The sequence below is a fragment of the Marinobacter fuscus genome (assembly GCF_003007675.1).
In the GTDB taxonomy this organism is placed as follows: domain Bacteria; phylum Pseudomonadota; class Gammaproteobacteria; order Pseudomonadales; family Oleiphilaceae; genus Marinobacter; species Marinobacter fuscus.
Genome location: NZ_PXNP01000109.1, coordinates 177,499 through 194,107 on the forward strand (window position 1 = coordinate 177,499; position 16,609 = coordinate 194,107).

The window sequence follows — 16,609 nt, forward strand, 5'->3', positions numbered from 1 at the left end:
TCAGCGTTCCTCCTGAGGTGTGACATCGCCGCCCAGGCGGATAAATTCGTCTTTACTTACCGGCACCAGTTGTACCCGATCACCAATTTGCAGAAAGCTCATGGGCTCCCGGTTGCGTTCAAACAGGGTTAAAGGGGTGCGGCCCAGAAGATTCCAGCCACCGGGGGATGGTGCCGGATAGGCGGAGGTCTGCCGCCCGGCCAGGGCGACGCTGCCGGGATAGACCCGCTGCCTAGGGGTGGACAGCCTCGGTGACTCCAGGCGGGGGTCCACCGAACCCATAAAGGCAAAACCTGGCGCAAAGCCCAGGGCATAAACCCGGTACTCCCGGCCGGTGTGCAGAGCAATCAACTGATCCACATCCATGGATTTTTCCCGCGACAGGCGTTCCAGATCCGGGCCGACGGAGGCGTGGTACCAGACCGGAAGTTCCCGCAACTGGCCCCCGGACTCCGGGTTGGCAGGCTCCAGATTTGCAAGCAGCACTTGCAGTTCCCGCCATGCCTGTTGCGGATGCAGCCGTGATGGATCGTATTGCACAAGCAGCGTGGTATAGGACGGCACCAGATCCACCAACGTGTCGCCAAAGGCCTGTTCGCAGCTTTCGGTTAACGCCAGAATCCAGGGCAGATTCCCTTCGTCGATGCGCTCGAACAACCGAACCAGCCAGGCACCCACACCGGCGTTTTCGATTCTGGGAATCCGGCTCATTAGCCGGCCCTCCGACCGAGCGCGTTACGAATCGCTCTGGCCGCCTGAATCGATGCCTCGTTATCGCCGTGGACGCACAGGGTGTCCGCCTGAAGGACCAGAGCACTGCCCTCAATGGACGGAATCGCCCGGCCCTCGGCAAAGCAAAGCGCCTGCTCCACAATCACCTGCTGATCGTGATGAACGGCGCCTTCTGTGCTGCGTGAAACCAGTCGACCGTCCTGATGGTAGGCCCGGTCTGCAAAGACCTCGAACCATAGCTGCAACCCATAGTTCCGGGCCAGCGCCCGCACGGGCTCCGGGTCCGGAGTGGCTGGCACCATCAACACCAGATGGCCTCCGAACGCACTCACTCCCCGCATGACTGCGGCCAGCAACCCATGATCGGTTGCCATGTCGTTGTAGAGTGCGCCGTGGGGCTTGACGTAATGCAGGGTAGCACCCTCAGCCCGACACATGGCCGCCAGCGCCCCCACCTGATACAGCACCAGGTTTTCAACCTGCGCCGGTGAACAGGCCATGGAGCGCCGCCCGAACCCGACCAGATCCGGATAGGCCGGGTGCGCGCCGATGGTCACCTGATTCTCGACCGCCAGGCGGACGGTTGCCCGCATGATGTCGGGGTCGGAAGCGTGAAAACCGCAGGCAATATTGGCCAGATCTAAAACGGGCATCACCGCCGGATCGTTTCCCATACGCCAGGCGCCGTAGCTTTCACCCACATCGGCGTTGAGCAGTAATTTGGCCATGGTTTCACACCTCCATACGGGCTGCTGAACTCAGCAGCAGTTCTGTTGCTTGATGGCAGCCCAATCAATTCCAGGACTCTGACGGCCGTGCTTACCCTTATATGGTGCGTACTCCGGAGATTTCCAGCTCTGCAGAAGATCCGGATTTACCCGATAGATTTCAACACCTAGCGGGTTGCAGGTCTGCAGCGGGTCCTGGGCATTTTCGCCCCAGAGGTCCACCGACAAATCACCACCCGGACAGCATGACATGGCACACAAAAGATCAATTTCGGCAAAGAACTCCAGATAATCGCCTTTTCGGGCCGGGCAAGCCTTCATGAAATACTGATCGTTGTTGTTCAGACCGGTGCACTGAAAGATATTCAGAACATCGTGCACATCAAATTCGGTTAATCCATAAGGCTCAACCGCACGGACCAGATTTGAGTGGCAGTGGAAATCAAAATCCTCGCCGGTCAGCAAACGGTTTACGTAAGGATCACAACGGGTACCAAGAAGATCGTGGACCCGACCACCTTCATCATCCACACCGTAATCCGCCATAGTGTCATCGATAATGGTCGCCATCGGCCGCAGATACGGCAAGGTGGACCACAGACGATCGTAGGTGCTCACATGGGCACGCTGCAACTGACGGGTTCGGGACGCCCACATGCGCTCCCGGGGATTGTGCAGGCTCCACATATTGAAGTCACCCACTTGCGGACCGTCAGTTACCTTCACCCGGAAGACATGGCCGGCAGGCACTGTCCAGGCCAGGCCATCACGCAGGGGTACGGTGTGAGTTTCGACCAGTTCGCGTTGTGTGTTTGCTTCAGTCAGGCTGTCATAGAAAGCTTTATTGACATCCAGAACGGAGCCCTTGGTTGCGCGGTATGCAGCATGTACATCAGACATGGTTTGTTTCCTCCGGGATCACTCAGTTGCTGGCACTTTTCGGTTCGTTAAAATGCGCCATCAATTCATCAAATTGTTTCGCCTCGCGCTGGCCATTGGTCAGCTGGCTGACAAGCACCACCGCAACACAGGACAGTACAAAGCCAGGCACCACTTCGAAAATATCGAACAGACCAGCGGGGCCTCCGGTCAGTGGCTTCCAGATCGCGACGGTGGCTGCTCCCACGACCAGGCCGGCAATCGCGCCATTGCGATTCATACCGCGCCAAAACAAAGAAAACAGAATAACCGGGCCAAAGGCGGCACCAAACCCACCCCAGGCGTAAGCCACAAGATCAAGAATGCTGCTTTCCGGATTCATGCCCATAACCGCGGCGAGTAAGGCTACAGCAGCCACGCTGAAGCGGCTCAGCCAGACCAGTTCTTTCTGGCTGGCATCAGGGCGGATAAAGCCCCGGTAGATATCTTCAGCAATGGCACTGGAACACACCAACAATTGGGAGTCGATGGTACTCATGATGGCAGCAAGAACGCCCGCCAGTACGAAACCCGCTACCCACGGATTGAGCATGGTATCGGCCAGAAGAATAAACACCCGTTCGCTGTTTTCCAGGGCACCGCCGTACCAATAGTAACCCACGGCGCCAACCGCGACGGCTGAGGCCATGGTGATGGCGGACCAGATCATGGCAATACGACGGGACACTTTGACATCTTCCCGCTTGCGCAGCGCCATGAACCGGACGATAACGTGGGGCTGGCCGCAATAGCCGATGGCCCAGCCCGCCAGGGAAATCATGCCCAAGACTGTCAGTCCCTGGGTCCAGCCGGGCAATGCCGGAATGGCATCCGGGTTGGCAGAGCCGGTTTCGCCGTTCATCAGGGCAATAGCCGTCATCAGGGCAACCACAAACAAGGCGGACGCCATCATCAGGCCTTGCACCAGATCGGTCCAGGAGGCCGCAGAGAAGCCGCCAAGGAAGGTGTAGGACACAATCACTGCGGCACCGACCCAAAGCGCAACGGAATAGTTCATATCAAACAGGCTTTCAAACAACAAAGCCCCGCCCACCAGGCCAGCGGACACATAAAAAGTGAAGAAAACCAACATGACTACAGACGATACAGTGCGCAGAATTCTTTGCTTATCAACAAAGCGGGCTTCCAGATAATCGGGAATCGTTAGCGCATTACCGGCTTTCTCTGTGAAGACTCGCAGACGTTCGGCAATGAGCGTCCAGTTGATGTAAACGCCCACCAGCGTCCATACTGCAATCCAGGCTTTGCCATAGCCATCACTGAATATAGCGCCCGGCAGGCCCATCAACGCCCAGCCGCTGAGGTCAGATGCTCCGGCACTCAACGCCGCCACGCTCGGAGGAAGGTTTCGGCCACCCAGGACGTAATCCGAGAGGTCATTGGTTTTCAGATAGAAATAGATCCCGATCGCCAGCATCATGATCAGGTAGATCGCAAAGGAGATAATGACAGATGTGCTCATGGCTCACCTCTTGTGTATTTGTTGTTAGCCAGACAGCAGCGCCAGGCCAGGTTGATTCCAGTTCCTGTGAGGTATTGCCTAGACTATCGTTAAGAAAAAACAATAAAAATTGATTATTATTGAGCGGAATGTTGAATTTGAGTCATGTATGTCACGTCCCAGCCTGTCATCACTGAAAACGTTTGAAGTGGTCGCCCGCCTCGGCAGTCTCCGGGCTGCCGGCGAGGTGCTGCACATAACCCAGTCCGCCGTCAGTCATCAGCTTAGGCGACTGGAGGACAATCTGCAGGTTCAGCTATTGGAGAAGAAAGGCCGTGGTATACGGCTGACCCCCAAAGGCGAGCAACTGGCGCTGCGTCTCCGGGAAGGGTTTCAGAGGATCGACGATGCGCTGGACTCGATCACCAGCTCCACCGCGGTCGAGCAGATACGCATTATGTGCCTGCCATCTATCGCGGTGCGCTGGCTGATTCCCAGGTTGAACCGGTTCCGGAACCTGCACCCCGATTACGCCATCAGCTTTCAGTACATTGACACTTCCAGCACCGACGTAGCACCGGATATCGACATACAGATTACCTGGTTCGATGGCAAACCTCCGGGAAACTTCCATAAAACCATGCTGTTCAAGGGCGATACGGTACCGGTTGCCAGCCCACTGTATTTGCAGACAATTGCCCCGATAAAGTACCCCAGAGATCTACTGAGACTCGATTTACTGCACGACGCCACTGCGGATCCATGGCGTTACTGGTTTCAGGGACAGGGGCTGAACCCCAGCCATCTCGATCGGGGCATGTTCTATCAAGACTTCAACCTGTTGAGTTCGGCCGCCATTGCGGGCCAGGGCGTGGCGCTCTGCCCGCCCCGCCTGATCGAACAGGAACTGGCAAACGGCACTCTGGAGGTACTGTTTACCGACAGGGCTAACAGTTCACGGGCCTACTGGCTGTTCTCACACTCGGACCCAAGACCGGCGGTTCGTGAGTTTATGGCATGGTTACAACAGGAGGCTGGCGAACCGGAAGTCGGCCTCAGCGCAGATTAGGCGCTACCATTGGTCCTGATCGCGATCCTCCCGCTCCGTCTCTTTTTGACGTTGCCGGATCTTGTCCATTTTTTCCTTGGGTATTTTCATATTGGCGGTGTCTCGCAAAAGCAGAAGGCTGCCGATCACCATGGCGAAGGCTGCCAAAATAAAAAGCCAGCCGATCAGGGGCATAACCACTCTCCCACAACACAGATCCAAACAGTGTACACGGGCCGTTTGCCGAAAGGTAATCAGCACCTCCTTGGCCTGTGTAAAGAGGTTGTCCCGTCACGACCGGCTACGTACTATGGCCACCAACTTACCTTAATTGACCTGTGCGCTCCCGAACCCTATGCGAAAAACCTTTGATCTTGTTGTCGACTCTCCCGTAACCGCCGTTGATGCGTTGGCCGCGGCTTCTGGCCTGCCGAAGCAGAGAATCAAAGACGCCATGGCCAAAGGGGCCTGCTGGTGGACCCAAAAAGGCAAACAGGTACGCCTGCGCAAGGCCAAACGAGACCTGAAACCAGGTACCCGGATTCAGCTGTTTTATGATGACCAGGTATTGGCACGCCAACCCGACCAGCCAAGGCTGCTGGAGGACATGGGGCGCTACAGTGCCTGGTTCAAACCACATGGCCTGCTGTCCCAGGGCTCGCAATGGGGTGACCACTGCAGCCTGCTACGCCTGGCCGAAGTGCAATTGGCGCGCCCCTGCTTTCTGGTGCATCGACTGGACGCAGACGCCGCTGGGTTGATGCTGATTGCCCACGATGGTAAAGCCGCTGCTGCGCTCTCTGCCCTGTTCGCAGGCAGGACCATGACCAAAGTCTATCAGGCCCGGGTGGTGGGTATTCTGGATGTCCAACGGCGCCGTATTGAGACGCCCATCGATGGCAAGGCATCCGCCAGCGTTGTTACCACTCTCGACGCTGACTGTGACACCAATACAACATTGCTGGAAGTGACGATAGAAACTGGCCGTAAACATCAGATTCGGCGACACCTGGCAGCTCTCGGCCACCCCATCCTTGGTGATCGGCTGTACGGACAACCCGATGCCAGCGGTTTGCAACTCACCGCCATCCGGCTGGCATTTAAGTGCCCCTTTACCGATGAACCACAGGCGCTGCTCCTACCAGAAGAGCTTGTTGGATAAAGCAAAAAAGCCAGCAAAATTGCTGGCTTTACGTTGCGTTACAGCATGACAGCCACCTGAACACGCCTAAACTCTGTAAAACTCCCGGTACCAGTCTACAAAGTTCGCAATCCCCACATCCACCGTCGTGGAAGGCTTGTAGTCAACATCATTGATCAAGTCGTCGACGTTGGCGTAAGTAGCCGGAACGTCACCGGGCTGCAGCGGCAACAGGTTTTTCTCGGCCTTCTTACCCAGACGCTCCTCAATAATCTCGATAAACCGGGATAGCTCCACCGGGCTATTGCTGCCGATGTTATAAATCCGGTAGGGCCCCTTACTGGTGCCGGGGTCTGGTTGCGCCCCGCTCCATTCAACGTTCGGCTGGGCTACGTTGTCCAGCGTGCGGATAACACCTTCAACGATGTCATCGATGTAGGTGAAATCCCGTTTGTGGTGGCCGTGGTTGAATACGTCGATGGGTTCACCAGCGAGAATCTTCCGGGTGAAGATGAACAAGGCCATATCCGGCCTGCCCCAGGGGCCATACACGGTAAAAAATCTGAGGCCGGTGGTGGGCAGGTTGTATAGATGGCTGTAGGTATGCGCCATTAACTCGTTAGCTTTCTTGGAGGCCGCATACAGGCTCAAAGGGTGATCCACGTTGTCGTGCACCGAAAACGGCATAGTCTCATTGGCACCGTATACCGAGCTGCTCGATGCGTAGACAAGATGCTGAACATTGTTGTGACGACACCCTTCCAGGATGTTCATAAAACCAACCAGATTGGCATCCACGTACGCGTGGGGGTTCTCCAGGGAATATCGCACACCGGCCTGAGCCGCCAGATGAACAACGCGCTCCGGCTTATGATCCCGGAAAATCGCCTCCATGGTCGCCCGGTCTGCCACGTCCTCGCGGATTTCGGTGAACCCCGGCTTTCCTGTCAGGCGTGCAAGGCGAGCTTCCTTGAGGCTGACGTCGTAGTAATCGTTGACGTTGTCCACACCGATCACTTCATCACCCCTGTCCAGAAGACGATGCGCCAGATGTGAACCAATGAAGCCGGCAGTGCCCGTAACGAGTACTTTCAAAATACATTCTCCATAAAAGAACGGCGCCCGGGGGCGCCTTTCATAACATCCGATTCAGAACGCCAGGCCGATACTGGCGAACGGACCCGACAACTCCACGTCGAGGCGATCATCACCGTCTTCGTAATCGATGGCCATCTGGCGATAACCTGCCCGAAGCTGCAACAAAGAGACCGTATACTGGCCGTAGGCATTCACGTCGTACACCGAGTCGCCGTTGTATCCTATCGCGTTGACTTCCGCTCCCAGAGACAGCCCGGAAAACGGCAGGTCAAACCGTGCGGCAGCATAACCGAGCGGCAACACCGCATCGACGGTGGTTTCAGAGGTTTGCTGTGGCGCTTCGCCCTGAACCAGCAGTTCTGCGGAGAAATCCCGAACCGTCAGGCCCAGATCCAGGTTGATCCAGTTGTCCAACAGCTCATAGTAGAGCGTCAGGTCAAGCTGCTCCAGATCCAGCTCGGAATTAACCTTGCCGGTAACACCGTCGTAGCCGGTATCCAGATTGCCCCTGCCACTCTGCTGCACCAGGGTGTAGTTCAGGCGCACATTGGGAATGAGGGGGACAGGATGCTCCAGATAGACGGTCGCATTGGCGTTGCTGTCGTTGTCCAGGTTCAACTGTTCATCGACATCCACCAGAGAATTGTTCCTTGCAAACTCACCGGTAAAATCCGAATGCCAGTAATTCACACTGGCTCCCACACCAAAAACATCCGCATGCACTAACGGAGCTGCAAGTACCGCAACACTGCCCAGTGCAACCATAAATTTCCGCATAACTCACTCGCTTTAAAGCCGTGATCAGTCGAAGGAGATGCCCAGGCGGCGCCCCACTTCCTCGTAGGTCTCGATAACGTCACCCAGACCCTGACGGAACCGGTCTTTGTCCATTTTCTTTCGGGTTGCCTTATCCCAGATACGGCAGCCGTCGGGGCTGAACTCATCACCCAGAACGATGTCGGCACCGTTGCGCCCGAACTCCAGTTTGTAATCCACCAGCAGCATGCCAGCGTCATCGAACAACTGCTTCAGGACACCATTCACCTGATAGGTCAGCGCCTTCATTCGGGCCAGCTCTTCGGTTGTCGCCCAACCGAAACTTTCCGCCAGGGACTCGTTAACCATTGGATCGTGCAGGGCATCATTCTTGAGGAACAGTTCGTACGTGGGAGGATTCAACTCCTGCCCCTCTTCCACGCCAAGGCGGCGACACAGGCTGCCTGCCGAAATGTTCCGAACCACGCACTCCACCGGAATCATATCCAGCTTCTTCACCAGAGACTCGGTATCGCTCAGTAAACCTTCAAAGTGAGTCGGTACACCCGCAGCCTCCAGCTTTTCCATAATGAACGCGTTGAACTTGTTGTTCACCATACCCTTGCGGTTCAGCTGCTCTTTCTTTTCACCGTCAAACGCAGATGTGTCGTCACGGAACACCAGCACGAACCGCTCCGGATCATCTGTGCGGTAGACCGATTTTGCTTTACCGGCGTAAAGTTCTTCTCGCTTTTCCATTACTCTCTCCAAAACGGCAGGCCGCGCAGACTGCCCGATTAATCAGTATAGATGTTCAAACAAACTTGTGAGCAGTTGCGCCTCACTGCGATCGCCGGTGTAGGCGCTCTGTTGCGGCGCTTTGATGTGGACTGCACCATCCTTGCGCTGCAGGTTCACCGTATGGGTATGCAAAACCTTTTTCGAATCACGGAACCAGGAGAACCAGCCGGGGTTGCGCTCATCCTCTGTTCGGAAGTCCACCTGCAGCCAGCCTTCACTGCGGTTCAGATCCAGCACCGCAACGCCTGCCTCTTCCAGACTGCGGTTCACTTCGGCCCAGGTGCGGCCATAATCCAGGTCGACCACGATTTCAGCGGGTTCTTCGTCCTCAGACAAAAGCCTCACCAGGGGCTTGGTGACCATGCCTGAAGCTGCCCTGGAAAAGGATTTGCTATCCTCCCGCTGTTTCAGAAACTCGCCCAGCGTAGCCAGAAGTTCCCGCTGCGTCTGTTGTCGGACGGCATCTGCGCTGTCATCCCACACCAGCAGCTCACCCGGGGCAACCTCAAGTTCAACAATATTCACCCGCAACTCCGTCGTTTTCCGACGAATCCCAGGGGCCAGGCGAACCTGTAAAACCACCTTGGACTCAGCAGAAAAGGCAACGTCTGGCATTCCAAGCAGCTCGCGGCTTCGCTTGCTGAAATTCGCCAGCTCACTCTGGAGAATACCCAGTTGCGGGCTGTCGTAGGCGATACCCAGGCCACTCTCATTCATCCAGGCGCTGACCACCGGCCAGAGCCGTCCGGGCACCTCGTTCACCAACAGCCACAAGCGGCCATCCAGCTCCTCAACAACATAGTTCTTGTCGAGAATATCCGAAGTCATATCTGGAGGTGGCGGTATCGCAGCCGGGTACAGCGAGCGGTTGTCGTCTGTCCGAATACTCCGGATCGGCATCACCTGCCCGAGGCGCGAGCTATCCGCGCCCTCGGGCACTTCAACGGGCCGCCCCTCAGGGGCACTGACATAGCGCTGCGAACGGTCTTCCAGCAAACTACAACCGGTAACAGCCCCCGCCATCGCCAGGGCGATAGCCGAGTGCTTAAAAAAAACGGACACACTACGGGCTTTTGCAGGAACCTGCATCGGGTTACTCCGGTTAGCGGAAACGTTGACCTCAGAGAACGCCTGAAGCCTTGAGCGCATCGTCCACTTCACCGTGGAACTTTTCACTGAGCACCGTCAGCGGCAGGCGGATACCTTCACCGATCAGACCCATGTGAGCCAACGCCCATTTAACCGGGATCGGATTAGCTTCCAGGAACAGCTTGCGATTCAGCGGAGTCAGGAGTTCGTTGAGCCTTTCAGTCTCTTCTTTATTTCCCGCAACGGCGGCCTCGCACAGCTGCGCCATAGCCTTGGGTGCCACGTTAGCGGTAACCGAAACGTTACCCTTGGCACCGGCCAGCATCAACCCGGCCGCAGTGGCATCATCACCGGAGTAAACCGCCAAACGACCATTGAGCGCTTCGATCAGCTCGGTGCCACGAGGAATGTTACCGGTGGCATCCTTGATGCCCACGATATTGGGGATATCTGCCAGCCGCAGCACAGTCTCGTTCAGCATATCGCACGCGGTTCGGCCCGGTACGTTGTAAAGAATCTGCTGCATACCCGGAACAGCCTCGGCAATGGTCTTGAAGTGCTGGTAAAGACCTTCCTGGGTTGGCTTGTTGTAGTAGGGGACTACCAGCAAACAGGCATCCGCGCCGAGTTTATGCGCTTCAGTTGTCAGGTTGATAGCTTCACGGGTACTGTTACCGCCAGTACCGGCAATCACCGGAATGCGGCCATTCACTCGTTTGATGATATGGCCTATGGTGCGGATATGCTCGTCCGGGTCCAGAGTCGCAGACTCGCCCGTGGTGCCAACAGCCACAATGCCGTGAGTGCCGTTTTCGATGTGAAAGTCCACCAGTTTGTCCAGGTGCTCCCAGTGAATATCACCATTGGGATGCATGGGCGTGACCAGTGCGACAAGGCTACCCGTAATCATAAACACTCCGTCCAAATAAAACCGATATGGTAATGTTGGGCTCGAACTGACACAAGGGAATTAAAGGAGATGTCATGTCATCCGTTGAATTAAACCAGCCCGTACCCGATTTTCAGGCCGAAGCGACCGGCGAGATCACCGTGCGCCTGCAGGATCTGAAAGGAAAGAACATCGTGATCTATTTCTACCCGAAGGACAACACGCCCGGCTGCACCACCGAAGGCCAGGATTTTCGAGACCGGATGGATTCGTTTGAAGAGCTGGACACGGTCATTTACGGGGTCTCACGTGACGGGCTCAGAGCCCACGAAAACTTCCGGGCCAAATACGATTTTCCGTTCCACCTGATTTCGGATAAAGACGAAACCCTGTGTCAACTGTTCGGCGTGATCAAGCTGAAAAAGCTCTACGGCAAAGAGCATCTGGGCATTGAGCGCAGCACCTTCCTGATCGACAAGGAAGGCGTGCTGCGCAAAGAGTGGCGGGGTGTGAAAGTGAAAGGCCATGCCGATGAAGTTCTGGAGGCCACAAGGGCCCTTTGAGACTCTAACGTGCCCTTGAGTTTACTCTTCGGCCGGTGCCTGGAGCGCCTCCTGCACCGGCCAGGCCGCAAACACGGCTTTGAGCATGGTTGCCAGCGGGATGGCAAAAAATACGCCCCACAATCCCCAGATGCCGCCAAAAAACAGCACCGCAACGATAATGGCTACCGGGTGCAGGTTATTGACTTCGGAGAAGAGGACAGGAACCAAAACGTTGCCATCCAGTGCCTGTATTACTCCGTAAACCACCATCACCCAGATAAAATGACTGCCCCAGCCGAAGGCGAACAGACCGATCACCGCAACCGGCACGGTCACGACGGCTGCCCCGATGTACGGAATGACCACACTCAAGCCTACCAGGAGCGACAACAGCGCTGCGTAGGGCATACCGAGCACCTTGAAACCAACGTAGGTCACGCTGCCGACAATCAGGATCTCCAGCGCCTTGCCACGCACATAGTTGGCACACTGCAGATTCACCTCGTGCCAGATGCGTACCATCATGGGCCTCTGTGGCGGCAGCATCCGGGCCACGGAATCGACCAGCACCTGCCTGTCCTTGAGAAAGAAGAACACCAGGATCGGCACCAGCACCATATAGATCAACAAAGCAACCAGATCCGGAATACTGGAGAGCGAAAAGGACACCAGCCACTGGGTAAGATGGCCAACCTCTGCGGATACCTGCTGGTAAATCGCGGTCACCGCCTCTTCCGAAATCAGGTGCGGATACTCCTGCGGCAAAAGCGACAGATACGATTGCAATTCGCGGATAATTCTTGGCGCCTCACCTGCAAGAGCGCTTAACTGGGACCAGATCAGTGGTAACAGGCCGAAAATAAACCCCACCAGAATCCCCAGAAAAACCACAAACACACCAATTACCGCAAGCAACTCGGGAACGCCCGTTCGGCAAAGCCTGGCAACCACCCCCTGCAGGATGAATGCAATGATCAAAGAGGCGATGGCCGGAGCCAGCATGGCGCCGAACCAAATGATGAAGGCCGTGCCAGCCAGCAACAACAGAAACAGGATGACTGCTTCTTCGTCGGAAAAATACTTGTGGGCCAGGCCACGCAGAATTCTGAACATGAACAACTCCGAAAATTAAGCGCCGCGCTCTATCGTAAAACGGTAGGCGCCCTGCTCTTCCGACTGACTGAGCAACTGGTGAGATGACAAGGCAACCCATGCCGGTATATCGCGCAACGAGCCGGTGTCAGTAGCAATCACCACCAACCGCTCGCCTGGCGACATACCATTGAGTTCGAGTTTCGTTTTCAGCAGGGGCATGGGGCACTGCAAGCCGCTGGCGTCAAGTATTCTGTCTGCCGTCATCACAAATAACCATTAAGATTCATACAACAACCAGGCAGGCATTATGCCGCTGGTGGTACTCTAATGCATCATAAGAGTTGTTAAGGCATGATCCCGCCAACTGCGCGAACTTGCCGACGGCCACCTGGTCTAACCGGATATTTCTACTCAGGCTCTTGTCGTCCCTATGACCCATCACTTATCCCGCTACACCCGTCCTGCGATTGCTCTGGCATTCGCGCTTGCCCTCAATCTGCCGGGGGCAAGCACACCGGCAAAGGTCCAGGCGGCAGACCTTCCCAGCATTGGCGGCAGTGGCGGCCTGATCTCCGGCCAGCAGGAAGCCGACATCGGCCGGGAGGTGATGGCCTCAATCCGGCGCTCGGCCCCGCAAATCCACGATCCGGTTGTCTATGATTACCTCAGCGCAATCACCTACCGACTGGTTCCCTCAGCGCCTCTTGACGACCGGAACCTGAAACTGGCCCTGGTCGACAGTCCGGCCATCAACGCCTTTGCCGTGCCCGGTGGCGTGGTTGGCGTTAACGGCGGGCTCTTCCTGAATGCCGCCACAGAGCAGCAGTTTGCGTCGGTATTAGCCCACGAGCTCGCCCACCTTAGCCAACGGCACTTTGCCCGCCGAATGCAGCAACAGGAAACCAGTGCGCCACTCACCATTGCCGGCATGATTGCCGGCATCGTACTTTCTGCGGTTACCCAGTCAGATATAGGCATTGCCGCTATTGCCGGAACCCAGGCCATGGCGGTTCAGAACATGCTCGCCTACAGCCGGGCCCATGAACAGGAGGCGGATCGGGTAGGCATGGAGATTCTCGCAAATGCAGGCATGGATCCCCGCGGCATGCCAGAAATGTTCGAGATCATGATGAGGCAGAACCGGTTGCAGGGTAACCGACTGCCGGAATACCTGTCGACTCACCCGCTTACCCAGAACCGGGTGGCCGATTCCCGAAACCGGGCCGAACAGTATCCGGAAGCAAACATTCGGGATACCCAGGAATACCATCTGGTTCGTAGTCGCCTGCAAGTTCACTACAGTGAGTCGCCTGCGCGCGCTGTTGAACTGTTTGAAGCCTACCTGGCCGATACCGCCAATCAATCGAACGACGCTATCCGCTACGGCCTGACGGTTGCCTACTATCACAACCAGCAAAACCAGAAAGCGCAGCAGTTGCTGGAAGCACTTCTGAAAGATCACCCCGGGCGGATCACCTTCCAGGTTACTCTTGCGGAAACGCTCATCAGCCAGCAGAAATACAGCCAGGCGCGGGAGCTTCTGCAATCAGCGCTGAGCCGAAACCCGGGCAACTACCCCATCATAGCCACGCTGGCGGATCTTGAAACCGCTGATGGCAACGGCACCGCCGCCGCAGAACACCTGCGGCAGCTCACCCGCCAGTTCCCGGGGCGCGAACAACTGTGGTTAAAGCTGGCCGAGGCAGAGGGCCTGGCCAGAAACATCGTAGGTGTTCACAGGGCCAGGGCCGAATACGACGCACTGATGGGCGATCTGAAATCCGCCCAGCGCCAACTGAGACAGGCACAGGAAAAGCTGCCCGCAGGCTCTGCCGAACGGCAGGTTGTAGATGAACGTCTGGGCGAAATCACCAGCCGCCTTCAGGCCCGCAATACCAGCTGATCCGGCCCGCCAAGCAAGCCGGATAGAGGCAATCAGGCGTTACCGGCAGCTTTCAGGTTGGCACCTGCAGTAAAGTCCAGCATGCGACGCAACGGTTTCAGCGCATCTTCCCGCAGGGCCGGGTCGACTTCGATTTCCTGGTCGCCCGTCTCCAGCACATGCAGCAGGTTTTCAAGGCCGTTCATAGCCATCCATGGGCATTGGGCACAGCTTCGGCAGGTTGCGCCGTTACCCGCCGTAGGCGCCTCAATGAGCGTTTTGTTTGGCGCCAACTGCTGCATTTTGTAAAAAATGCCGTTATCGGTAGCCACGATAAACTGCTCGTTTGGCAGGGTTTGCACGGCGTGAATGAGCTGTGAGGTAGAGCCTACAACGTCGGCCAGCTCCACCACGGCATCCGGAGACTCCGGGTGCACCAGTACAGCTGCCTCCGGATAGAGCACCTTGAGATCCTCCAGCCCCCGAAACTTGAACTCCTCATGAACGATACAGGAACCGTCCCACAGCAGCATGTCAGCTCCTGTGGTTTTTCGAACATAGTGGCCCAGGTGTTTGTCTGGCGCCCAGAGTATTTTCTCTCCCCTGGCATCCAGACTCTCAACAATCGCCTGAGCACAACTGGATGTGACCACCCAATCGGCCCGCGCTTTCACTGCCGCAGAAGTATTAGCATAAACCACGACGGTACGATCCGGATGCTGATCGCAAAAAGCGGCGAACTCGTCCGGCGGGCAGCCCACATCAAGAGAACAGGTTGCTTCAAGAGTCGGCATCAGTACCCGCTTCTCGGGGTTCAGGATCTTTGCGGTTTCTCCCATGAAGCGAACGCCAGCGACAACAACGGTCGTGGCCGGATGCTGGTTGCCAAACCTGGCCATTTCCAGAGAGTCGGCCACACACCCTCCGGACTCTTCAGCCAGTCGCTGAATGTCCGGATCGGTATAATAGTGGGCCACCAGAACAGCATCCTTCTCGCGGAGCACAGACTTGATTTTACTCTCAAGCCCGGCTTTCTCCGCGGCGCTCAAAGGCTTTGGCTCTGCCATGTGGGCCAGATGCTCCTGAACAAGAATGCGGTCTTGCGCTTGTGTCATTGTTAAATCTCTGAATCACGGTAACGGCCAGAGTATATCACTTCTGCCCGCCAAATCTTGGTCGTGAGGTAACCCGCGTCAATCAAGCGGCCTTGCCTCCCCTCTTCAGCAGTAGATGGGTTCTTGCGGGCAAAAAAAAAGAGCCTAAAAGCTCTTTTTCCGCAAGCCTGATGCCAAGCCTGCTATTTGGTGGGTCGTGAAGGATTCGAACCTTCGACCAATTGGTTAAAAGCCAACTGCTCTACCAACTGAGCTAACGACCCCTAACTGTGTGCCAGCCTTTCATCTGGCAAGCTACCAGGACTTGTCTCCTGAAGCTTTGCGTTTGGTGGGTCGTGAAGGATTCGAACCTTCGACCAATTGGTTAAAAGCCAACTGCTCTACCAACTGAGCTAACGACCCAAACGAGGCGCAAATAATACCGATATTTTTTCGTCGATCAACCCTTTTTTCAGGATAAATCCAACTTTTTTCAATCTTCGGTTCTCAGGCCCCGAAATCGGTGAAATAACCATCAACCGTTGCTGGCTTCAAGGTGCTTGCGGGCCAGATCTGCTGCGCCTGAGCCCGGGTAGTCACGGATCACGGCCTGCATCCGGCGGGCAGCTTCATCTTTTTTACCCAGGCGATCATAGGTAAGGCCTAGCTTGAACGCCGCATCAGCTGCTTTTCTATGGTCTGCGTACCGCGTGGTAACGATGGTGAATGCCTGCCTGGCCTGCTCCAGTTGCGGCTTCACCAGATAGACTTCCCCGAGCCAATAGTAAGCGTTCACGGTCAAGTCTCCTTCCGGATATTTGTCCACAAACTCATACAGCCGGGTGATTGCCGCATCATAGTCTTTCTTGTTGCGAATCAGATCAATGATCTCGCTATACGCCTGCTGCTCTTCCGGCGCCGGAGAGCGGTAATTGCGGGCCGGAGTGGCCGCAGGCGAACTGCTCCCCGCTTGCGATTCTGCCGCCTGAGAGCCGCCCCGGGCACCAGACTCCACTGCTTTCGCCAACTCCAGAATGCGCTGATCGAGGTCTACATAGCGATCCCGGCCCTGCTTTTGAAGGCGTGAAATCTGATGCTCCTGCTCCTCAACCTTACCCCGCAGATCGCGTATCTCGCTCTGCAATTGCTGGATCATGTAGAAAAGCTCAGCGGTTGCCTGGCTGTTTCCCGCCTTCCGCTGAGCCTCTGAGCTGTTATTCTGGAATGCCGGTGTGGACGACTGTGCCTGAGACACTCCCGCCAGGCCGAGGCCCAGCGGGATCAGCACGGCCGCCATGAGCTGTTTTCTCATGGTATATCCGCCAAATGCT

General features: G+C 56.3%; 18 protein-coding genes and 2 tRNA genes. 4 read left to right on the forward strand and 16 right to left on the reverse strand.

The features are described from left to right. Genes C7H09_RS17870 through putP form a run of 4 tightly spaced genes read right to left on the reverse strand, consistent with a single transcriptional unit; the run spans position 1 to position 3,861 of the window. On the reverse strand, positions 1 to 711 hold the full coding sequence (locus tag C7H09_RS17870) for a 5-oxoprolinase subunit B family protein (RefSeq protein WP_106765280.1): 711 nt from the start codon (positions 709 to 711) through the stop codon (positions 1 to 3). Further along, positions 711 to 1,460, reverse strand: coding sequence for a 5-oxoprolinase subunit PxpA (locus C7H09_RS17875; RefSeq protein WP_106765282.1), 750 nt, complete (start codon positions 1,458 to 1,460; stop codon positions 711 to 713). The genes C7H09_RS17870 and C7H09_RS17875 overlap by 1 nt, the downstream gene beginning before the upstream one ends. A gap of 30 nt (positions 1,461 to 1,490) precedes the next feature. Beyond that, positions 1,491 to 2,360, reverse strand: a complete 870-nt coding sequence (locus C7H09_RS17880; RefSeq protein WP_106765284.1) for an urea carboxylase-associated family protein — start codon at positions 2,358 to 2,360, stop codon at positions 1,491 to 1,493. Between the two features lie 22 nt (positions 2,361 to 2,382). After that, positions 2,383 to 3,861 carry a sodium/proline symporter PutP gene (putP, locus tag C7H09_RS17885; RefSeq protein WP_106765287.1) on the reverse strand — a complete coding sequence of 493 codons (1,479 nt, stop codon included), beginning with the start codon at positions 3,859 to 3,861 and terminating at the stop codon, positions 2,383 to 2,385. Between the two features lie 148 nt (positions 3,862 to 4,009). Between putP and C7H09_RS17890 the strand changes: the two genes are divergently transcribed. Beyond that, complete coding sequence (locus C7H09_RS17890) at positions 4,010 to 4,909, forward strand: LysR substrate-binding domain-containing protein (protein WP_106765289.1); 900 nt, start codon at positions 4,010 to 4,012, stop codon at positions 4,907 to 4,909. A gap of 3 nt (positions 4,910 to 4,912) precedes the next feature. On the opposite strand, the gene C7H09_RS17895 is transcribed toward C7H09_RS17890, so the two are convergent. Then, entirely contained in the window at positions 4,913 to 5,083 is a 171-nt protein-coding gene (locus tag C7H09_RS17895) for a DUF2897 family protein (RefSeq protein WP_106765291.1), read from the reverse strand. 160 nt (positions 5,084 to 5,243) lie between these two features. Between C7H09_RS17895 and C7H09_RS17900 the strand changes: the two genes are divergently transcribed. Continuing rightward, positions 5,244 to 6,050, forward strand: coding sequence for an RluA family pseudouridine synthase (locus C7H09_RS17900; RefSeq protein ID WP_106765293.1), 807 nt, complete (start codon positions 5,244 to 5,246; stop codon positions 6,048 to 6,050). Positions 6,051 to 6,116: 66 nt separating this feature from the next. Here C7H09_RS17900 and C7H09_RS17905 read toward each other — a convergent pair whose 3' ends face one another. The 5 genes from C7H09_RS17905 to dapA are packed head-to-tail and all read right to left on the reverse strand — an operon-like array spanning position 6,117 to position 10,683. Beyond that, positions 6,117 to 7,124 carry an NAD-dependent epimerase gene (locus C7H09_RS17905; protein WP_106765295.1) on the reverse strand — a complete coding sequence of 336 codons (1,008 nt, stop codon included), beginning with the start codon at positions 7,122 to 7,124 and terminating at the stop codon, positions 6,117 to 6,119. Between the two features lie 54 nt (positions 7,125 to 7,178). Then, positions 7,179 to 7,904: a TIGR04219 family outer membrane beta-barrel protein gene (locus tag C7H09_RS17910; RefSeq protein ID WP_106765297.1), complete on the reverse strand. Its 726-nt coding sequence runs from the start codon at positions 7,902 to 7,904 to the stop codon at positions 7,179 to 7,181. 24 nt (positions 7,905 to 7,928) lie between these two features. Further along, complete coding sequence (gene purC, locus C7H09_RS17915) at positions 7,929 to 8,642, reverse strand: phosphoribosylaminoimidazolesuccinocarboxamide synthase (protein ID WP_106765299.1); 714 nt, start codon at positions 8,640 to 8,642, stop codon at positions 7,929 to 7,931. A 42-nt stretch (positions 8,643 to 8,684) separates the two neighbouring features. Beyond that, complete coding sequence (gene bamC / locus C7H09_RS17920) at positions 8,685 to 9,773, reverse strand: outer membrane protein assembly factor BamC (protein WP_106765301.1); 1,089 nt, start codon at positions 9,771 to 9,773, stop codon at positions 8,685 to 8,687. Between the two features lie 31 nt (positions 9,774 to 9,804). Continuing rightward, positions 9,805 to 10,683, reverse strand: coding sequence for a 4-hydroxy-tetrahydrodipicolinate synthase (gene dapA, locus C7H09_RS17925; RefSeq protein ID WP_106765304.1), 879 nt, complete (start codon positions 10,681 to 10,683; stop codon positions 9,805 to 9,807). 74 nt (positions 10,684 to 10,757) lie between these two features. Here dapA and C7H09_RS17930 point away from each other — a divergent pair, with 74 nt between their 5' ends. Further along, a complete protein-coding gene (locus C7H09_RS17930; RefSeq protein ID WP_106765306.1) occupies positions 10,758 to 11,225 on the forward strand; it encodes a peroxiredoxin in 468 nt (155 codons plus the stop codon). Positions 11,226 to 11,246: 21 nt separating this feature from the next. On the opposite strand, the gene C7H09_RS17935 is transcribed toward C7H09_RS17930, so the two are convergent. Continuing rightward, positions 11,247 to 12,320 (reverse strand): AI-2E family transporter, encoded by a 1,074-nt coding sequence (locus tag C7H09_RS17935; protein WP_106765308.1) that lies wholly within the window; start codon positions 12,318 to 12,320, stop codon positions 11,247 to 11,249. A 15-nt stretch (positions 12,321 to 12,335) separates the two neighbouring features. Continuing rightward, positions 12,336 to 12,566, reverse strand: a complete 231-nt coding sequence (locus C7H09_RS17940; RefSeq protein ID WP_106765310.1) for a sulfurtransferase TusA family protein — start codon at positions 12,564 to 12,566, stop codon at positions 12,336 to 12,338. 166 nt (positions 12,567 to 12,732) lie between these two features. Between C7H09_RS17940 and C7H09_RS17945 the strand changes: the two genes are divergently transcribed. After that, positions 12,733 to 14,205: a M48 family metalloprotease gene (locus tag C7H09_RS17945; RefSeq protein WP_106765312.1), complete on the forward strand. Its 1,473-nt coding sequence runs from the start codon at positions 12,733 to 12,735 to the stop codon at positions 14,203 to 14,205. Positions 14,206 to 14,237: 32 nt separating this feature from the next. Here C7H09_RS17945 and nadA read toward each other — a convergent pair whose 3' ends face one another. The 4 genes from nadA to ybgF all read right to left on the reverse strand — a co-directional run bounded on the left by nadA (position 14,238) and on the right by ybgF (position 16,590). Continuing rightward, on the reverse strand, positions 14,238 to 15,299 hold the full coding sequence (gene nadA, locus C7H09_RS17950; protein ID WP_106765315.1) for a quinolinate synthase NadA: 1,062 nt from the start codon (positions 15,297 to 15,299) through the stop codon (positions 14,238 to 14,240). Positions 15,300 to 15,486: 187 nt separating this feature from the next. Then, a tRNA-Lys gene (locus C7H09_RS17955) sits at positions 15,487 to 15,562 on the reverse strand. 63 nt (positions 15,563 to 15,625) lie between these two features. Then, positions 15,626 to 15,701: transfer RNA gene (locus tag C7H09_RS17960), tRNA-Lys, on the reverse strand. A gap of 112 nt (positions 15,702 to 15,813) precedes the next feature. Further along, positions 15,814 to 16,590, reverse strand: coding sequence for a tol-pal system protein YbgF (ybgF, locus tag C7H09_RS17965; RefSeq protein ID WP_106765318.1), 777 nt, complete (start codon positions 16,588 to 16,590; stop codon positions 15,814 to 15,816). Positions 16,591 to 16,609 lie beyond the last annotated feature (19 nt).